An 18,650-nucleotide genomic window follows, 5' to 3' on the forward strand; every position below is an offset into this window, starting at 1 on the left:
CACCGTCGTGACCCGGGACACAGCCGACCTGCACGCGTACATCAGCGGCAAGCTCGGCCGGCTCGAAGGCGTCCGGCACGCGGAGACGTCGCCGTTCATGCGGAAGGACAAGCAGCTGACGTACCAGCCGCCCGTTCGCCGGCGCCCCTGCTAGCGGTTGCGGTGCAGCCGGTCGCCCCCGTCGAGGATCGCCTGGGCCAGCGCCTGCGCCGCCTCGCCCTGCGCGCGGCCGTGCCGCGGCCCGTGCAGCAGCACGAAGTCCACCTCGCCCAGCTCCGGCAGCCCGGCCCGCTCCGGTACGCGGACCAGGCCGGGCGGGATCAGGCCGCGCGCGTGCGCCATCACGCCGAGGCCCGCCCTGGCCGCCGCGATCAGGCCGTTGAGGCTGCCGCTGGTGCAGGCCACGCGCCAGGCGCGGCCGTGCCGCTCCAGGGCTTCGAGGGCGAGGGCCCGCGAGATGCCCGGCGGCGGGTACACGATGAGCGGCACCGGACGGTCCGGATCCAGGCGCAGCCGCTCCGCGCCGATCCACACCAGCCGGTCGTGCCACACGGACTCGCCGCGCGGATCCTCCGGCCGCCGCTTGGCGAGGACCAGGTCGAGCTTGCCCGCGTCGAGCTGCTCGTGCAGCGTCCCGGACAGCTCGACCGTCAGTTCCAGGTCCACCTCGGGGTGGTCGTGCCGGAACGCCTCCAGGATCTCGGTCAGCCGGGTCAGGACGAAGTCCTCCGAGGCCCCGAAGCGCAGCCGGCCGCGCAGTCGCGTACCCGTGAAGAACGCCGACGCCTGCTCGTGCACCTCCAGGATCCGGCGCGCGAAGCCGAGCATCGCCTCACCGTCCTCCGTGAGCTCGACGGTGTGCGTGTCCCGGGTGAACAGGGTCCGGCCCGTGGCGTCCTCCAGGCGGCGCACATGCTGGCTGACCGTGGACTGGCGCAGGCCGAGGCGCCGGGCGGCCTGCGTGAAGCTCAGCGTCTGGGCCACCGCGAGAAACGTGCGCAGCTGCGAGGGGTCGTACATGCCCCCGACCCTACCCGCGGCCATCGCGGAACGTGATGACAGTCAGTGCGGTATGCAGGATTCCCGATCGCGGTGATCAGGAGGACGATGGAGAGGGCACGACCTGAACCGACAGCAAGGAACATGGAACCCGTGAAACGCCTGACTTGGCCGTCCTGGATGCCGGTCGACCCCTACATCCTGGCGCTCATAGGGACGGTGGGCCTCGCGGCGCTCCTGCCCGCGCGCGGTGGTGCGGCCGACGTCGCGTCCGGCGCCTCGACCACCGCCGTCGCGTTCCTCTTCTTCCTCTACGGGGCGCGCCTGTCGACCCGCGAGGCGCTCGACGGACTCAGGCACTGGCGGCTCCATGTGACCGTCCTCGCCGCCACGTTCGTCGTCTTCCCGCTCCTCGGCCTCGCGGCCCGTGGCCTCGTCCCCGTGGTCCTCACGCCGTCCCTCTACGACGGCCTGCTCTTCCTCACCCTCGTGCCTTCGACGATCCAGTCGTCGATCGCCTTCACCTCCATGGCCCGCGGCAACGTGCCCGCGGCGATCTGCGCGGGCTCCTTCTCCTCGCTGGCCGGCATCGTCGTCACCCCGCTGCTCGCGGCGGGCCTGCTCGGCAACAGCGGCGGCGGGTTCTCCGCGGACTCCCTCGTCAAGATCGTGCTGCAACTGCTCGTGCCGTTCCTCGCCGGGCAGTTCCTGCGCCGCTGGGTCGGCCCCTTCATCACGCGGCACAAGAAGGTCCTGGGCTACGTCGACCGCGGCTCGATCCTGCTCGTCGTCTACACCGCGTTCAGCGAGGGCATGGTCCAGGGCATCTGGCACCAGGTCAGCGCGGTGCGCCTGGGCGGGCTCCTCGTCGTCGAGGCGGTACTGCTCACCGTGATGCTGGCGGTCACCTGGTACGGCGGCAAGGCGCTCGGCTTCGGGCGCGAGGACAGTATCGCGATCCAGTTCGCCGGGTCGAAGAAGTCCCTGGCGGCCGGACTGCCCATGGCGAGCGTCCTGTTCGGGGCGCACGCGTCCCTCGCCGTACTGCCGCTGATGCTGTTCCACCAGATGCAGCTGATGGTGTGCGCCGTGATCGCCAAGCGCCGGGCGCGCGACCCGCTGGAGCAGGTCAGCGCGGCGGAGGAGCGAGCCGCAGAGCCACGAACCGCGGCCGGTACAGCGACACGTTCCGGCTGACCTGCGCCTGCGCGGTGGCGGGCGCCGCGTCCAGCCAGTTGACGTCGTAGCTGAGCAGCACGCGCCCGTCACCACCGCCGAGCGCGGGGTGCGCCTGCGGGTTGTACGCGGCCGTGTCCTGCGGGAGCGCGCCGTCCCGCGGCAGCGGCGCCTCGAAGCCCTTCGCGGGACCGTGCCAGGGCCCGGTCGGCGTGCAGGCCCAGTAAGAGGTGACGCGGGTCAGGCCCGCGGTCCCGGCGGCCATCGTGAACAGGACGTACGTACCGCCGTCGCGCACGACGGTGAACGCGCTGCCGACCCCGCGCCGTTCACCGTCGCCGAGGACCGGCCGTGGCCGTGGAGTCCGCGTCCAGCGCGAGCCGTCCCAGTAGCGCCACGCCCCCGGCTCGGCGAGCCGGCCGCGCGGCACCCGCGCGACATAGGCGCGGCGCGTGGCCCCCGGCCCGTCGTCACCGCCGAACACGTACGTCCAGCCGCCCCGGTCGACGGCCGTCGTGCCGAACAGGACACGTCGCGCCGGGTCCGGCACGCCCCGCTGGTCGAGGACCGTGGCGACGCTCTCCACGCGCAGGCCGGGCAGCGAGAGCGTGGCGACCTCGGTGGCGGCGGGCATGCCGTAGATCCAGGGACCCGTCCCCGTCGTACGGGTCCACAGCAGGACGCGGACGACCCGCTCGGCGGAGCCGGGGGAGCGGGGCTCTACGCGGGCCGCGACGGGCCAGCGCCACTGCTGCGGCACCGGGTCGGGGAACAGGGGCGCGGGGAGCGTGCGCTCCAGGGTGCCGGAACGGCCCATCACCACGGCCGAGTTGCGCACGAACGGAGCCGAGATGTCCCGCCAGGCGTGCGGCTGGCCCGCCGGGTTGGGCGGCGCGTGCACCTGCCCGAGATAGGTGTCGGAGAACAGCCACAGGACCCGCCCGTCCGGGAGCCGCACCGAGTGCGTGCCGTCGCCGCCCGTCCAGTCGTCGCCTCGCGACGCGTCGTCGCCGTAGCGTGCGAACGCCCCCGTGAGGCCGGAGTCGGCGGACCACGAGGCGACGCTGCGCGCCGCGCACGGGCGACCGCCCTCCCGGTCGTCGTCCGGGAGAGCGGTCAGCAGGGCGGCGGCGCACACCAGGGCCAGCAGCAGGCCGAGACCCGCTCCCACGCTCCTGCGGCGCACCGCCTCCGTGTCCGCGGGCACCGTTCGGACGCTAGTGGCCGCCGCGCACGCGGTCCATGGGCAGCCACACGACGGTGTCCGGGGTCACAGTGGTGAGCGGGGTGCTGAGCTCCTCGTCGCTCAACGCCCGGTCCTGGACGCGGACTTCGTCGATCGCGCCGGTGAAGTGCGCCCGGCTGTCCATCCGCTCGCCCACGTGCACGCCGAACGGCGAGTTACGGCTGACGGAGCCCGGGACGTCGGGCGTACCGACCGAGGTGCCGTCGACGGTGAGCGTCAGCTGTCCGCCGCCGCGCCGCAGTACGACACGGTGCCACTGGCCGTCGTTGTACGCGGCGGTGGTGCGCACCGAGGCCGTTCGCGGGGCCGCGGCTCCGTCCCGCGTGGTGATCAGGCCCGTGATGCGGTTGCTCGCCGGCTCGGCGCGCAGCCACACCTGCGGCTGCGTGGTGCCGATGCCGCCCATCCACAGCAGGGGCTGCTCGCCGGTCGTGGCGGAGTAGCGGAACCACAGCGACACGGTGAAGTCCTTCGTGCCGAGCGGCAGCCGGTCGCTGTACGGGAGCCGTACGGCGTCGTCCTTGCCGTCGAAGGAGAGCGCCCCGCCGAAGCGGCCGGCGGTCGGGGAGGCGCCGCCGAGCACGGCCGCGTCCCGCGCGTGGCGGGCCCGGTCCTCCGTCGTCGGGTCGGCGCCGCGGCGCGGCGTCAGCCAGTCCTCGGTGAAGCGCGCGAAGCGGATCTCGTCGCGGGCGTCGACCGCGCCGCCCTCGTACATGAGGCCCACCCGGTCGCGGGTCGCCTGCACGAGGTCCGAGTAGCCGGACCAGTCGGTCGTCACCACGGTCGAGCGGTCGAAGCTGTCCCAGGTCCGCCCGCCGTCGTACGAGGAACGGACGGTCATGGTCCGGCGCCGGTCGGGGTCGCCGGGGCAGGCCAGCAGGAGCCGGTTGCCGGTGCGCAGGACCGAACCCTGCACCTGCGGGGTGTAGAGGTCGGGGAGCGCCGTGAAGCGCCGCGTGAACGAGTCGCCGCCGTCCCGGCTCCACGTGTGCGTGCGGTGGCCGAGGTCGGTGCCGTCCTGCTCGCGCCCGGACACGTACAGGGCGCCGCCGGGCAGTTCGGCCACCGTCATCTCGGACGGCTTCTGCCGGAAGGTGCCGTCGTCCGCGATCGGCCAGGAGTCCTTCGCGCCGACCCGCCAGTGCCTGCCGCCGTCGTCGCTGACCATGAGCGCGGCGTGGTTCGCGGTGACGCGGCTGCCGTTCCAGGTCTCGGCGTTGACGGTGAAGACGAGCCGTCCGCGGTGGCGCCCCTGGGTGAGCTGGATGCCGTGCACGGGCCCGGTCGCGTACCAGGAGTTCCAGTCCTTCGGCAGGATCTCCTCGCTCAGGTCGCGCGGCGCCGACCAGGTGCGGCCGTCGTCGTCGCTGTACTGGAGGTGCGGGGTGCGGTCGCACGGCACGTCGCAGTTCTTCCCGTCCGTGCGGCCGGTGTTGTACGTCTCCGCGAGCAGGATGCGGCCCGTCCTGAGGTCGACCACGGGGGCGGGGTTGCCGTGTGTGTCACCGGCGCCCTCGTTGACGACCTGGAGCGGGCTCCAGGTGCGGCCGCCGTCCTCGGACCGCTTGACGACGATGTCTATGTCGCCCGCGTCGGAACAGTCGTTCGTCCGCCCCTCGGCGAAGGCGAGCAGTGTCCCCTGCTTCGTCTTCACCACGGCGGGAATGCGGTAGCAGGCGTACCCGGGATCCTGGGAAGCCTTGAAGAGGATCTGCTGCTCGAACGGCGGCTGCGGCGCGGCCGCCCGGGCCGCCCGCGCCGCGCCGGCCGGTTCGGCGGCGTGCGCGGGCAGTACGGCTCCGGCGGCGACGGCGAGCAGCGCGACGACGGATGTGCCCAGGGATCTCAGACGTACGCGGAGACTTGACGACATGGTGCGGCCACCCTTCAACGGCTCATGTCAAGGCTGATGTCACGGCTCATGCGTCTGGACATCAAGACATCCCACGTCCAATGTCCGGGTCACAGACGCTACTTGGGACGCTCGGCACGCCACAAGCACCGTGCATCAGGGGATCAGGACGACCTTGCCGAGATTGGCTCGCCCCTCGATGGCCTCGTGGGCCCGTGCCGCGTCCTCCAGGGCGAACTCCGCGTGCACCACGGGCCGCAGAGTCCCCTCGAAGAACAGCCGCCACAGCTCTTTGCGCCACCGTTCGTACGTCTCGGGCTTCCCGCGCGCGATGAGCGCCATCTGGAAACCGATCACGGACTTGGCGCCCACGAGCAGGTCGTACGCCTCGACGGTGCCGCCGCCCGAGCTGTACGCCACGAGCCGCCCGTGCGGCGCGAGCGCCTTCAGGCCCGGCGTCAGCAGCCCGCCGCCCACCGCGTCCAGGACATAGTCGACCGGCTCGCCCCAGGTCTCGTCGCCGTAGAGCACCACGTCGTCGGCGCCGAGTCCGCGGACGAACTCCGCCTTGCCGGGCCCCGACACCGCACCTGTGACCCGGGATGCCCCGCTCGATGCCGCGAGTTGCAGGGCCAGATGGCCGACCCCGCTCGCCGCCGCCGTGACGAGCGCCGCCTCGCCCGGCTCGGGACGTGCGGCCTGCAACGCTCCGTACGCCACGAGCCCGCTGCGGACCAGGGCCACCGCGTCGGTGGCGCCCGCGCCGTCGGGCACGGGTGACGCCATGGCGACGTGCAGGAGCGCGTAGTCGGCGTAGCCGTGCCCGAAGACGAGGCCGGTGACGCGGTCGCCAGGGGTGTACTCCGTCACGCCGGGACCCGAGGCCGCCACCGTACCGGCGATCTCGCCGCCCAGAGCGATGGGTTCGCGCGGCTCCCGCACCTTGCGGACGACGGGCAGCGTGACGCCGATCGCCTCGGTGCGGACGAGGAGTTCACCGGGTCCCGGCTCGGGGACGGGCGCGTCTTCCAGGAACAGGACGTCGGGGCCACCGCTGTGTTCGTACCGGACGCGCCGCATCGGCACACCGCCTTACCGGAGTGGAGTCGTTGGGAGCACCAATGATACGGAGATTCATTGGGAAGTCCAACGGTTATTGGCTAAACTGCCGCCATGCCCGAGAACCCGCCCGCCCTGGGCGCCATCCGCACCCTCCCCAGCTGGCGCCTCGGCCGCGCCGCGGAGCGCGGGCGCGGCCTCGTCGCCGAAGCGCTCGCCCGCGAGGGCCTGAAGATGTGGCACCACGTGGTCCTGTGCGCGGTGACGGACCTGCAACCCGTGGCCCAGGCCGACCTGGTGCGCAGTGTCTCGCTCGACCCCAAGGACATGGTCGGCGTCCTGAACGACCTCCAGGACGCGGGGCTCGTCGTCCGCACCCCCGACCCGAAGGACCGCCGCAAGAACGCCGTCACGGTCACGGACAAGGGCAGCGCGACGCTACGGCGGTGCGCCGCCGCCGCCGAGGACGCCAACGCCGCGCTCCTGGCGCCGCTTTCGGCCAGGGAGCGCGCCGCGTTCCTGGACATGCTGGGGCGGATATCCGGCGAGCCGGGCACGTAGCGAAGAGGGGCATCGGTGCGGCGGCGCGTGGGGCCCGGCCGGCGCAGGGGGCGCTCCCCGCCGGATCCGGGCCCCGTCGCCGTGCCGCGGGGAAACCGGTCAGCCCTGGGCGGCCGCGGCCCGCAGGGCGATGCGGTGTTCTCCCGCGTACACGTTCATGTTGGGCCCGCGCAGGAAGCCGACCAGCGTGAGGCCGGTCTCGGCGGCCAGGTCGACCGCGAGCGACGACGGCGCGGACACGGCCGCGAGGACCGGGATGCCCGCCATCACCGCCTTCTGCGCGAGCTCGAAGGAGGCGCGGCCCGAGACGAGCAGGATCGCCCGCGACAGCGGAAGGCCGCCGTTCTGCAGGGCGCGCCCGACGAGCTTGTCCACCGCGTTGTGCCGGCCCACGTCCTCACGGATGTCGAGCAGTTCCCCGGCCTCCGAGAACAGCGCCGCGGCGTGCAGACCCCCGGTCCGGTCGAAGACCCGCTGGGCCTCGCGCAGCCGGTCGGGGAGGCTCGCCAGGAGCGAGGGCTCGATCCGGACCGGGGGAGTGTCGTCGATCGCGAACCGCGTCGTCGTACGGACCGCGTCCAGGCTCGCCTTCCCGCACAGGCCGCACGACGAGGTCGTGTACACGTTGCGTTCGAGCGTGATGTCGGGGATCACCACACCGGGAGCGGTGCGCACGTCGACGACGTTGTAGGTGTTGGATCCTCCCCCGGAGCCTGAAGGGCCTGGGGGGACCCCCATCGTCGCCCCCGCGCAGTACACGATGCTCTGGAGTTCCTCCGTCGCGCCGAGGACACCCTCGCTGACCAGGAACCCCGCCGCGAGCGCGAAGTCGTCGCCCGGGGTGCGCATCGTGATGGCGAGGGGCTTGCCGTTGAGCCGGATCTCCAGGGGCTCCTCGGCGACGAGCGTGTCGGGCCTGCTGGAGACCTGCTCGTCCCGGATGCGGAGCACCTTGCGTCGTTCCGTGACTCGTCCCATGTGTCGATCAGTCCCGGTTCTGTACGTGCTGATAGCCGAAGCGGCCCTTGATGCAGAGGTTGCCGTGGGTCACCGGGTTGTCGTGCGGCGAGGTGACCTTGACGATCTCGTTGTCCTGCACATGGAGCGTGAGGTTGCAGCCCACTCCGCAGTACGCGCACACCGTCGTCGTCTCCGTCTGCTCCGCCTCGTTCCAGGTCCCCGCCGCCCGCATGTCGAACTCCGACTTGAAGGACAGCGCGCCCGTCGGGCACACCTCGACGCAGTTGCCGCAGTACACGCACGCCGAGTCCGTCAGCGGCGCGTCGTGCTCCACGGCGATCCTCGCGTCGAAGCCGCGCCCCACGACCGAGATGGCGAACGTGTTCTGCCACTGGTCACCGCACGCGTCGACGCACTTGTAGCAGAGGATGCACTTGTCGTAGTCCCGGACGTAGAGGTCGTTGTCGACGCGGGGCTCCTCGTCCACCCGCGCCGCGTCCGGTCCGAACCGGTCGGGCTTCGCCTCGTACTCCTTGATCCACTCGGCGGCGCGCGGCGTCGTCGACAGGTTCACCGACGAGGCGAGCAGTTCGAGGACGACCTTGCGGCTGTGCCGGGCCCGCTCCGTGTCCGTGCGCACCTCCATCCCCGCCTCGGCCTTGCGCGAGCAGGCCGGGGCGAGGGTGCGGGCGCCCTCGACCTCGACGACGCAGACCCGGCACGCGTTCTTCGGGGTGAGGGTGTCGCCCTGGCACAGCGTCGGGATGTCCTTGCCCGCGGCCCGGCAGGCGTCCAGGATCGTCGCCCCCTCGGGCACCCGCGCCTCCTGCCCGTCCAGCGTGAACTCGACGAGGCGGCGCGGCACTCCCAGCGGTATGGCGGTCATTCGTACGCCCCCAGGCGGTCGATGGCGGATTCCACGGCGTTCCACGCGGTCTGCCCCAGACCGCAGATCGAGGCGTCCCGCATGGCCCGCCCCACCTCCCTGAGCAGCGCGATGTCACCGGCGGCCGCCGCGCCCGTCCGTTCGGCGATCCGGTGCAGCGCCTCCTCCTGCCGCACCGTGCCCACCCGGCACGGCACACACTGCCCGCACGACTCGTCCCGGAAGAACTCGGCGATGCGCAGCAGGATGCGCGGCAACGGCACGGTGTCGTCGATGGCGAGGACGACACCCGAGCCGAGCGTCGTGCCGGCCGCGCGCGTCCCCTCGAACGTGAGCGGGATGTCCATCTCGTCGGCGCGCACGAAACCACCCGCGGCGCCGCCGAGCAGCACGGCCCGCAGATTCTCCGGCTTCCCCGCCAGGCCGAGCAGTTCGCCGAGCGTCGCGCCGAACGGCAGCTCGTAGATACCGGGCCGCTCGACGCTCCCGGACACGCAGAACAGCTTCGGTCCGGTCGACTTCTCCGTGCCGATCGCCGCGTACGCCTCGGCGCCCATGGTCAGGATCGGCAGCACGTTCACGAGCGTCTCGACGTTGTTCTCGGCCGTCGGCTTCCCGAACAGGCCCTTCTCCACGGGGAAGGGAGGTTTGGAGCGGGGCTCGCCGCGATAGCCCTCGATGGAGTTGAAGAGCGCGGTCTCCTCGCCGCAGATGTACGCGCCCGCGCCCCGCCGGATCTCGATGTCGAAGGCGTAGCCCTGACCGAGCACGTCGTCACCGAGCAGCCCGCGGGCGCGTGCCTGCTCGATCGCGTTGCCCAACAGCTGCAGCGCGCGCGGATATTCACCCCGCAGATACAGGTACCCCTTGTGAGCGCCGACCGCGTACCCGGCGATCGTCATGGCCTCGATGAGGGAGTACGGGTCCCCTTCCATCAGGACCCGGTCCTTGAAGGTGCCGGGCTCGGACTCGTCGGCGTTGCACACCAGATGGTGCGGATGGTCGGGCTGCGAGGCGGTGGCCTTCCACTTCACACCGGTGGGGAAGGCCGCCCCGCCGCGCCCGACGAGGCCCGCGTCGGTCACCTCACGGATGACCCCGGCGGGCCCGAGCTCGAACGCCCGGCGCAGGGCGGTGTATCCGCCGTGGGACCGGTAGTCGTCGAGCGAGGCGGGGTCCACGACGCCGATGCGGCGCAGCAGGGTGAGGCCGGGCTGCCCGGCCTGCGGGACGGCGAGGGAGGCGGCCGGTTCGGGCTCGGCGGCCTCGGGGGCGGAGGCGGCGAGGACGGCGGCCTCGGGGGTGGCGGGGGCTATGACGGCGGTCGCGTACGGCTTCTCGGCCACGGATCCATGACCCGCACCGACCGCCGCACCCGAACCCCCACCGACCGCCGCACCCGAACCCCCACCCGCCGCCGCATCCGGACCCGAAGCGGCCCCCGCCCGCACCACCAGTGCCGCGGGCGCCCGTTCGCACAACCCGAGGCACGGGCTCCGCTCCACGGACACCCCGCTCCCCGGCCCGAGGCGCCCCTCCACCCCCGCGCACAGCTCCGCCGATCCCTTCGCCGCGCACGCCACGTCCGTGCACACGTGCAATACGGTCGCCGGGCGTGGTTTCACCGAGAACATCGAGTAGAACGTCGCCACCCCGTACGCCTCCGCCGGCGGCACCGTCAGCCGCCGGCACAGGTAGTCGAGGGCGCCCTCGCTGATCCAGCCGACCCGGTCGTTGACCGCGTGCAGCCCCGGCAACAGCAGGTCCCGCCGCTCCCGCGCCGCACGGCCGCCGCGTGCCCAGCGCAGATCGGCGTCCGAACGGACCGCCGCGTCACCGAAGGCCGTTTCCCACGCCGACCCGGGCGGCCCGAGCAGCGCGTCCACCGCCTCGCGTTCCTCGTCGGTGGGCTTGCTGTCACCGAAGTGCAGATCCATGTCCTGCCTCAGCTCCTCACGGCCGCGACCGGCAGTTTCTCGATGCGGATCGCCGAGGCCTTGAACTCCGCGGTCCCCGCGATCGGGCAGTTCGCCTCGATCGTCAGCTGGTTGGTGTCCACCTCGTCGGGAAAGTGCATGGTCATGAAGGCGAGGCCGGGCCGCAGCGCCGGGTCGACCCACACGGGCGCCACCACGACGCCGCGCCGCGACGACACCCGCACCTCCTCGCCCACCACGACGCCGTACCGCTCCGCGTCCTCCGGGCACAGCTCGATGTACTCGCCGCGCCGCAGCGGAGAGGCGTAACCCCCGCTCTGCACACCGGTGTTGTACGAGTCGAGGCGGCGGCCCGTCGTCAGGCGGATCGGGAACGACTCGTCCGTCAGGTCCACCGGCGGGTCGTGCGCGACGAGCCCGAAGGGCGCCGCGGGACCGCGCAGCGCCGGGTCCGACTCCCACAGCCTCCCGTGCAGGAAGCTCGACGGCAGGACCTCCAGGTCGGGGCACGGCCACTGAAGGCCCTGATGCTCCTCCAGACGGTCGTACGTCATGCCGAAGTGGTCCGGCGACAGGGCACGCAGCTCGTTCCACACGGCCTCGGAGTCGGCGAACTTCCAGTCGTGGCCGAGCCGCGCGGCGACCTCGCAGATGATGTCGATGTCCTCGCGGGCCTCGCCGGGCGGGGTGAGCGCGGCACGCACGCGCTGGACCCGGCGTTCGCTGTTGGTCGTCGTGCCGTCCGTCTCCGCCCACGCGGCGGTCGCGGGCAGTACGACGTCGGCCATCTCGGCCGTCTTCGTCAGGAAGATGTCCTGCACGACCAGGTGATCGAGGGCCGCGAGACGGCGTATCGCCTGCTCGCTGTCGGCCTCGGACTGCGCGGGGTTCTCGCCGATGCAGTACACGGCGCGCAGCTCACCGTGCTCCATCGCCTCGAACATGTCCGTGAGCGTCATCCCGTACCGCGGCTGGATGGCCGCGCCCCACGCCCGCTCGAACTTGACGCGGTGCGCGGCGTCGAGGATGTCCTGGAAGCCGGGCAGGCGGTTGGGGATGGCGCCCATGTCGCCGCCGCCCTGGACGTTGTTCTGCCCGCGCAGGGGCTGGACGCCGGAGCCGTAGCGGCCGACGTGCCCGGTGAGCAACGACAGATTGATCAACGCCCGTACGTTGTCCGTGCCGTTGTGGTGCTCCGTGATGCCGAGGGTCCAGCACAGCTGGGCGCGCTCGGCGGTGGCGTAGGCGTGCGCGAGGTCGCGGATGGCGGCGGCGGGGACGCCCGTGACCTTCTCGGCGAGGGAGAGGGTCCAGGGCTCGACCAGCTCGGCGTACTCGTCGAAGCCGGTCGTGGCCCGCTCGATGAACGCCTTGTTGTGCAGGCCCGCGTGGATGATCTCGCGCCCCACGGCGTGGGCGAGCGGGATGTCCGTGCCGACGTTCAGGCCGAGCCAGCTCTCCGCCCACTCGGCGGTCGACGTGCGGCGCGGATCGACGGCGTACATCCGCGCCCCGTTCCTGATCCCCTTCAGGACGTGCTGGAAGAAGATCGGGTGCGCGAAGCGGGCGTTGGAGCCCCACATCACGACGAGGTCGGTGTGCTCGACCTCCTCGTACGAGGAGGTGCCGCCGCCCGAGCCGAACGCCGCGGACAGGCCCGCGACGCTCGGTGCGTGACAGGTGCGGTTGCACGAGTCGACGTTGTTGGTGCCCATCACGACGCGGGTGAACTTCTGCGCCACGTAGTTCATCTCGTTCGTGGCGCGCGCGCAGGACAGCATCGCGAACGCGTCCGGGCCGTGCGCCTCCCTGGTGCGCCGGAACCCGTCAGCCGCCCTGGCGAGCGCCTCGTCCCAGGTGGCACGGCGGAACGGCTCGTCGCGTGCGTCCCGGACGAGGGGATGGGTGAGGCGGGTGTACGTCTTCGGGGTGCGGTCCCGCTTCTTCATGCCGCGCTCCTCATGCGGTCGGCGAGCAGATCCGAGATGGCGTGGACGGTGCGGAGCGTCGGGACCGGGACGCCGGTGATCTCCGCCAGTTCCACGACGGCCGCGAGCAGCACGTCGAGTTCGAGCGGTTTGCCGCGCTCCAGGTCCTGGAGTGTCGAGGTGCGGTGGTCGCCGACGCGCTCGGCCCCGGCCAGGCGCCGCTCGACGGAGATGTCCGGCCGGCAGCCCAGCGCCCCGGCGACGGCGAGCGTCTCGGTCATCATGATCTCGATGACCCGGCGCGTGCCGCCGTGCAGGCACATCTGCCGCATGGTCGCCCGGGACAGCGCACTGATGGGGTTGAACGAGATGTTGCCGAGCAGCTTGATCCAGATGTCACCGCGCAGCTCGGGCTCGACCGGGCACTTGAGGCCCCCGGCCTGCATCGCCCGACTGAACGCGAGGCAGCGGTCCGACACCGAGCGGTCGGGCTCCCCGATGGAGAACCTGGTTCCTTCGAGGTGGCGTACGACGCCGGGGCCCTCGAGCTCCGTCGCCGCGTAGACGACACAGCCGATGGCCCGCTCGGGCGCGAGCACCGCACTGACCGCGCCGCCCGGGTCCACGCTCTCGACGCGCTGCCCGTCGTGCGGGCCGCCGTGCCGGTGGAAGTACCACCAGGGGATGCCGTTCTGGGCCGCGATCACGGCCGTCGAGCTGTGCAGCAGTGGCTCGATGAGCGGCCCGCACGCCGCGTACGAGTTGGCCTTGAGGCCGAGGAAGACATAGTCGACCGGGCCGATCCCCGAGGGGTCGTCGGTCGCGTGGACGCGGGCGGTGAAGTCACCGCGGGGGCTGCGTACTTGGACGCCGTGCTGCCTCATGGCCGCGAGGTGCGGTCCACGGGCTACGAGATGCACGTCGGCGCCGGCGCGGTGCAGCGCGGCTCCGACGTAGGCGCCGATCGCACCGGCGCCGAGGACTGCGACTTTCACGATGGCGAGCTCCGTTCGGTCGAGGGCTCCTGCTCTCACGGGAGGAGAGTGCGGAGGACCGTCGGACTGTCGATGGAATATTGTCTACAGTATGGAAGATGGGCCGACAAGAGGTGGCGCATCGCATACCGTGTACGGATTCCGGTGCATGCTCTTCCCAACTCCCGTACGGCTCCCTAACGTTCGGGATCATGAGGCCCCCCGTCGCGCCAACCGGCTGGAGCCGCTGGCTCGTTCCGCCCGCCGCTCTGTCCGTCCATCTCTCCATCGGCCAGGCCTATGCCTGGAGCGTCTTCAAGCCCCCGCTCGAGTCCGCCATGCACCTCAGCGGCACCGAGAGCGCCCTCCCCTTCCAGCTCGGCATCGTGATGCTCGGCCTCTCCGCGGCCTTCGGCGGCACGCTCGTCGAGCGCAACGGTCCGCGCTGGGCGATGACCGTCGCCCTCATCTGCTTCTCCTCCGGCTTCCTGCTCTCCGCCCTCGGCGCCGCCACCGGCCAGTTCTGGCTGATCGTCTTCGGCTACGGCTTCGTCGGCGGGATCGGCCTCGGCATCGGCTACATCTCGCCCGTGTCGACCCTGATCAAGTGGTTCCCCGACCGGCCCGGCATGGCCACCGGCATCGCGATCATGGGCTTCGGCGGCGGCGCGCTGATCGCCTCGCCGTGGTCCGCGCAGATGCTGGAGTCCTTCGGCGCCGACTCCTCGGGCATCGCCCTCGCCTTCCTCGTGCACGGACTCGCGTACGCCGTGTTCATGTCGCTCGGGGTGCTGCTCGTGCGGGTGCCCCGTACCGAGGGGGCACCCAGGCCAGGGGCGCCCGCGCCGCTCGAAGGGGTGCAGGTCTCGGCCCGCGGCGCCGTGCGCACCCCCCAGTTCTGGTGCCTGTGGCTCGTGCTCTGCATGAACGTGACAGCGGGCATCGGCATCCTGGAGAAGGCCGCCCCGATGATCACGGACTTCTTCAAGGACAGCGGCACCCCCGTCAGCGTCTCCGCGGCCGCCGGCTTCGTCGCGCTCCTGTCGGCGGCGAACATGGCGGGCCGCATCGGCTGGTCCTCCGCCTCCGACCTGGTCGGCCGCAAGAACGTCTACCGCCTCTACCTGGGCGTGGGTGCCGTCATGTACCTGCTGATCGCCCGCTTCGGCGACTCCTCCAAGCCCCTGTTCATCGGCTGCGCGCTGGTGATCCTCTCCTTCTACGGCGGCGGCTTCGCCACCGTCCCCGCGTACCTCAAGGATCTCTTCGGCACCTACCAGGTCGGCGCGATCCACGGCCGGCTGCTCACCGCGTGGTCCACCGCCGGAGTACTCGGCCCGCTGATCGTCAACCGGGTCGCCGACAGCCAGGAAGAGGCCGGCAAGCACGGCCAGGACCTCTACGGCCTGTCCTTCACGATCATGATCGGGCTGCTCGTCGTCGGATTCGTCGCCAACGAGCTGATCCGTCCCGTCCACGCCCGCCACCACATCCCCGCCCCGAGGGAGGCCACCGATGACGCAGCCGCAGAGCGCCGGCAGTCCGCCTAGCCGCCGCGCGCTCACCCTGTGCGCCTGGCTGTGGGTCGGGGTGCCGCTCGTGTACGGCCTGTACGAACTCGTGCAGAAGGCGAGGCAGCTCTTCACGGGGTAGACCGGGGCGGAGCCCGGACGCCGCAGGGTGATGTGGGGCACCCTCCAACCAGGGCACCCCAATCCTGTCGCTTTACGTGCCCTCGTACCGGTGAGTCGCTCACCAGACTGGTGGATCCGCATCTCGAACACCGAGGGGACTCCACCCATGACCGGTTCGCGCATCACCGCCGTAGGCCACTACCAGCCCGCCAGGGTCCTCACCAACGAGGACCTGGCGGCCATGGTGGACACCGACGACGCGTGGATCCGCAGCCGCGTGGGCATCCGCACGCGTCACATCGCGGGTCCCGACGAGCCGGTCGACGAGCTGGCCGCGCACGCCGCGGCGAAGGCCCTCGCGGCGGCGGGACTGACGGCGAGCGACATCGACCTCGTCGTGGTCGCCACCTCCACCGCCGTCGACCGCTCGCCGAACATGGCCGCACGCGTCGCGCACCGCATCGGGGTGCCCTCGCCCGCCGCGCTCGACGTCAATGTGGTGTGCGCCGGCTTCACGCACGCGCTCGCCACCGCCGACCACGCGGTACGGGCGGGCGCCGCGACGCGCGCCCTGGTGATCGGCGCCGACAAGATGTCCGCCGTCACCGACTGGACGGACCGCACCACCTGCGTCCTCGTCGGCGACGGCGCGGGCGCCGTCGTGGTCGAGGCCTGCCCGCCCGGCGACGAGCCGGGCATCGGGCCCGTCCTGTGGGGTTCCGTGCCCGAGATGGGCAACGCCGTGCGCATCGAGGGCGAGCCCGCGCGCTTCGCGCAGGAGGGCCAGAGCGTCTACCGCTGGGCGACACAGCAGCTGCCGCCGCTGGCCCGCGCGGCGTGCGAGCGGGCCGGGTACACGCCCGCGGATCTGGCCGCGGTCGTCCTGCACCAGGCGAACCTGCGGATCATCGAGCCGCTCGCCGGGAAGATCGGCGCGGTGAACGCCGTCGTCGCGCGTGACGTCGTCGACTCGGGCAACACATCCGCCGCCAGCATCCCGCTCGCCTTCTCCAAGCTCGTCGAGCGCGGCGAGATCCGCAGCGGCCAGCCGGTGCTGCTCTTCGGATTCGGCGGCAACCTGTCGTACGCGGGCCAGGTCGTCCACTGCCCTTGAGCAGGCGTGATTTCGCGGCGTTCACGGGTGTGACGAGCCCAACTCCCGCCCCTACTGGCCATTGTGCTCGGTAGACTGTAGACGAAAGCCAATTCATACTGGCTTCTCCGTTGCACAGGAGGGGGACCGCGATGTTGTCCACAGGACTGCCGCAGGGGGCGGTGCCCAAGCTCGAGCGCCCCGGACCGCTGCGCGAGCGGGTCTACGAGGCGCTGCTCGAACTGATCACGACGCGCGCACTTCAGCCCGGCCAGCACCTGGTCGAGAGCGAACTCGCCGGGCACCTCGGGGTGTCGAGGCAGCCCGTGCGCGAGGCGCTCCAGCGGCTGAACACGGAGGGCTGGGTCGATCTCCGTCCCGCGCAGGGCGCCTTCGTGCACGAGCCGACCGAGGACGAGGCGGACCAGCTCCTCACGGTCCGTACGCTCCTGGAGGCCGAGGCGGCCCGCCTTGCCGCAGCGAACGCCGGCAAGCCCGGGATCACCGCGCTCGAAGAGCTGTGCGCCAGAGGCGAGCAGGCCGTCGCCGACGGCGACGTCGAACTCGTCGTCGCCACGAACGCGGCCTTCCACGCCAAGGTCATGGAACTCGCGGGGAACGTCGTCCTGGGCGAGCTCGCCGGACAGGTCGACCGCCGCGTGCGCTGGTACTACCAGCCGGTGGCCCGCCAGCGCGGCAAGCAGTCCTGGATCGAGCACCGCGAGCTGATCGCGGCGATCGCGCAGCGGGACGAGGCACGCGCGACGGCGGTCATGCGGGCCCACACCGAGCACACCCGCGAGACGTACCACCGGCGCGACCGGTCGTAGGGCCGCGCCCGCCCACGGATCACGGTCGGGGCGCGCCCCTGAAGGGGGCGCGGGACCGCTACATGTGCGGCTCCGCCGCGTGGGCGCGACCAGCCGCAGACGACCCGTCGCCCGAAGGAACGCCCCGACAGGCCCGCGCCTCCGCGGCCAGCATCGCCACGAGGATCACGACGAGCGCGACGAGTTCCGCCACGGCGGCCACGTGCGTCCCGAGCAGCGCCGCGCCGAGCACCACCGGCACGGCCGCCGCCCTGAGGGCCAGGGGGGAGAGCCGCATCGCGGCCCTGAACGCGACATCGCCGGCCAGGAACAGCGCGACACCGCCCGCGAGCGCGAGCGCGGGCCCGGTGTGCAGATGGTCACCGAGGTGCCCGAGCGACTTCTTCACGCCCGCCGCGAGGAACGCGACGCCGAGCAGCATCGGCAGGAAGGCGTAGTAGTACGCGTTCATCGCGAGGCGGAACCGGCGCGCCGGCGACGTCGCCCGGAACGTCTCCTCGGCCGCGCCCTCGTCCCGTACGAAATACGTCCACCACAGCGCGACCGCGACCGCCAGCGCCAGGAACGCGCCCCCGAACAGGCCCACCGTCAGCGGCTGGTCGCCGATGCCGATGCCGATCGCGATGACGGACTCGCCGAACGCGATGATCAGGAGCAGGCCGTGGCGCTCCACGAAGTGCCCCGGCTCCAGTCCGCCGAGCTGACCCCTGAGGTCGTCCGTCGTGCGCCCGCCCCGGCCGCGGGGGCCGATCTGGGCGAGGAACGGCGTCACGATCTGGAGCACGATCGCGAGGACCCACCACGCGTCGGCGGCGAGCCCGTGGAAGAACCCGCCCGTCGTCACGGCGAGCGCGGCCAGCGCGTTCGGCACCGCGTACCAGATCACGTCACGGCCGTGGCTGCGCGTGTACAGCGCGCTGTGCACCACGACGACGAGCAGGAAACCGAGGCCGAAGACCACGCCGCCGTCGGTGAAGGCGCGCGGGATGGCGAGCGCGCACACGAGGAACGCGCCCATCCCGACGATGAGCAGCAGCCGGCGTGAGGGCCGGTCGGGCGGCACCTGGTTGGTGAGGTAGGCGTAGGCGCCGTACATCCAGAACAGCACGACGAAGATGAGGACGACCCGCCCCGCCGTGGCGAAGGACAGGTCGTGCGCCAGCAGCACGGTGATCTGCGTCAGGGTGAAGACGAAGACGAGGTCGAAGAAGAGCTCCAGCGTGCTGACCCGCAGTTCCGCGGCGGGCTGCTCCGTTTCCCGCGCGGCGGGCCGTTCCTCTCCCCGCCCCGCCGGCGCCCGCGTGCTCTCCGTCATTCCAACCCCCTTGTGACGTCCATCAGTTGCGCGAGCGACAGGGTACGCGGAACCTCCCTCCGGACTCTTTGTCCTGTCACTGGAGAAAGTCATGGGTAATTGCTGCGCAACTTCTTCCCACTCCCGGCAAGCACTGCTACGTTCCCCTCGAAAGCCCGAAGACGGGACGACAGGCGGCCCGGTGAGGCGGTGAGGGGCAC

At 72.0% G+C, this 18,650-nt stretch carries 17 protein-coding genes; 7 read left to right on the forward strand and 10 right to left on the reverse strand.

All coding sequences use genetic code 11. The features are described 5' to 3' along the window. Positions 1–7: 7 nt before the first annotated feature. Entirely contained in the window at positions 8–154 is a 147-nt protein-coding gene (locus LGI35_RS34715; protein WP_376596962.1) for a hypothetical protein, read from the forward strand. On the opposite strand, the gene LGI35_RS34720 is transcribed toward LGI35_RS34715, so the two are convergent. Further along, complete coding sequence (locus LGI35_RS34720) at positions 151–1,020, reverse strand: LysR substrate-binding domain-containing protein (RefSeq protein WP_227298232.1); 870 nt, start codon at positions 1,018–1,020, stop codon at positions 151–153. The two genes, LGI35_RS34715 and LGI35_RS34720, sit on opposite strands and share 4 nt — an antisense overlap. Before the next feature lie 159 nt (positions 1,021–1,179). On the opposite strand from LGI35_RS34720, the gene LGI35_RS34725 reads away from it, so the two are divergent. Next, a complete protein-coding gene (locus LGI35_RS34725; protein ID WP_227300653.1) occupies positions 1,180–2,196 on the forward strand; it encodes a bile acid:sodium symporter family protein in 1,017 nt (338 codons plus the stop codon). Here the strand turns inward: LGI35_RS34725 and LGI35_RS34730 are convergent. From LGI35_RS34730 to LGI35_RS34740, 3 genes are all read right to left on the reverse strand, one after another. Next, a complete protein-coding gene (locus LGI35_RS34730) occupies positions 2,129–3,382 on the reverse strand; it encodes a hypothetical protein (protein WP_227298233.1) in 1,254 nt (417 codons plus the stop codon). The genes LGI35_RS34725 and LGI35_RS34730 overlap by 68 nt on opposite strands. Positions 3,383–3,392: 10 nt before the next feature. After that, positions 3,393–5,294 carry an exo-alpha-sialidase gene (locus LGI35_RS34735; RefSeq protein WP_227298234.1) on the reverse strand — a complete coding sequence of 634 codons (1,902 nt, stop codon included), beginning with the start codon at positions 5,292–5,294 and terminating at the stop codon, positions 3,393–3,395. A 135-nt stretch (positions 5,295–5,429) separates the two neighbouring features. Further along, positions 5,430–6,353 carry a quinone oxidoreductase family protein gene (locus LGI35_RS34740; RefSeq protein WP_227298235.1) on the reverse strand — a complete coding sequence of 308 codons (924 nt, stop codon included), beginning with the start codon at positions 6,351–6,353 and terminating at the stop codon, positions 5,430–5,432. A gap of 93 nt (positions 6,354–6,446) precedes the next feature. On the opposite strand from LGI35_RS34740, the gene LGI35_RS34745 reads away from it, so the two are divergent. Further along, positions 6,447–6,893, forward strand: coding sequence for a MarR family winged helix-turn-helix transcriptional regulator (locus LGI35_RS34745; protein ID WP_227298236.1), 447 nt, complete (start codon positions 6,447–6,449; stop codon positions 6,891–6,893). Positions 6,894–6,992: 99 nt separating this feature from the next. Here LGI35_RS34745 and fdhD read toward each other — a convergent pair whose 3' ends face one another. Genes fdhD through LGI35_RS34770 form a run of 5 tightly spaced genes read right to left on the reverse strand, consistent with a single transcriptional unit; the run spans position 6,993 to position 13,599 of the window. Then, positions 6,993–7,871, reverse strand: a complete 879-nt coding sequence (gene fdhD / locus LGI35_RS34750; protein WP_227298237.1) for a formate dehydrogenase accessory sulfurtransferase FdhD — start codon at positions 7,869–7,871, stop codon at positions 6,993–6,995. Between the two features lie 7 nt (positions 7,872–7,878). Beyond that, positions 7,879–8,739, reverse strand: a complete 861-nt coding sequence (locus tag LGI35_RS34755; protein WP_227298238.1) for a 2Fe-2S iron-sulfur cluster-binding protein — start codon at positions 8,737–8,739, stop codon at positions 7,879–7,881. Next, positions 8,736–10,676, reverse strand: coding sequence for an NAD(P)H-dependent oxidoreductase subunit E (locus tag LGI35_RS34760; protein WP_227298239.1), 1,941 nt, complete (start codon positions 10,674–10,676; stop codon positions 8,736–8,738). The genes LGI35_RS34755 and LGI35_RS34760 overlap by 4 nt, the downstream gene beginning before the upstream one ends. Before the next feature lie 8 nt (positions 10,677–10,684). After that, the gene (locus tag LGI35_RS34765; protein ID WP_227298240.1) at positions 10,685–12,625 is read right to left on the reverse strand and encodes a molybdopterin oxidoreductase family protein; all 1,941 of its coding nucleotides are present in this window, start codon (positions 12,623–12,625) and stop codon (positions 10,685–10,687) included. Beyond that, positions 12,622–13,599, reverse strand: a complete 978-nt coding sequence (locus LGI35_RS34770) for a 2-dehydropantoate 2-reductase (protein WP_227298241.1) — start codon at positions 13,597–13,599, stop codon at positions 12,622–12,624. Before LGI35_RS34770 ends, LGI35_RS34765 begins: the two co-directional genes overlap by 4 nt. Positions 13,600–13,790: 191 nt before the next feature. Here LGI35_RS34770 and LGI35_RS34775 point away from each other — a divergent pair, with 191 nt between their 5' ends. From LGI35_RS34775 to LGI35_RS34790, 4 genes are all read left to right on the forward strand, one after another. Then, positions 13,791–15,128 carry an OFA family MFS transporter gene (locus tag LGI35_RS34775; protein ID WP_227298242.1) on the forward strand — a complete coding sequence of 446 codons (1,338 nt, stop codon included), beginning with the start codon at positions 13,791–13,793 and terminating at the stop codon, positions 15,126–15,128. Then, the gene (locus tag LGI35_RS34780) at positions 15,094–15,231 is read left to right on the forward strand and encodes an MFS transporter small subunit (protein ID WP_227298243.1); all 138 of its coding nucleotides are present in this window, start codon (positions 15,094–15,096) and stop codon (positions 15,229–15,231) included. The genes LGI35_RS34775 and LGI35_RS34780 overlap by 35 nt, the downstream gene beginning before the upstream one ends. Positions 15,232–15,378: 147 nt before the next feature. After that, positions 15,379–16,326 carry a beta-ketoacyl-ACP synthase III gene (locus LGI35_RS34785; protein ID WP_227298244.1) on the forward strand — a complete coding sequence of 316 codons (948 nt, stop codon included), beginning with the start codon at positions 15,379–15,381 and terminating at the stop codon, positions 16,324–16,326. A 131-nt stretch (positions 16,327–16,457) separates the two neighbouring features. Next, positions 16,458–17,135 (forward strand): GntR family transcriptional regulator, encoded by a 678-nt coding sequence (locus LGI35_RS34790; RefSeq protein WP_227298245.1) that lies wholly within the window; start codon positions 16,458–16,460, stop codon positions 17,133–17,135. Positions 17,136–17,193: 58 nt separating this feature from the next. Here the strand turns inward: LGI35_RS34790 and LGI35_RS34795 are convergent, their stop codons facing one another. Beyond that, positions 17,194–18,450, reverse strand: a complete 1,257-nt coding sequence (locus LGI35_RS34795; RefSeq protein WP_227298246.1) for a low temperature requirement protein A — start codon at positions 18,448–18,450, stop codon at positions 17,194–17,196. Positions 18,451–18,650 lie beyond the last annotated feature (200 nt).

It is taken from the genome of Streptomyces longhuiensis (genome assembly GCF_020616555.1).
Classification (GTDB): domain Bacteria; phylum Actinomycetota; class Actinomycetes; order Streptomycetales; family Streptomycetaceae; genus Streptomyces; species Streptomyces longhuiensis.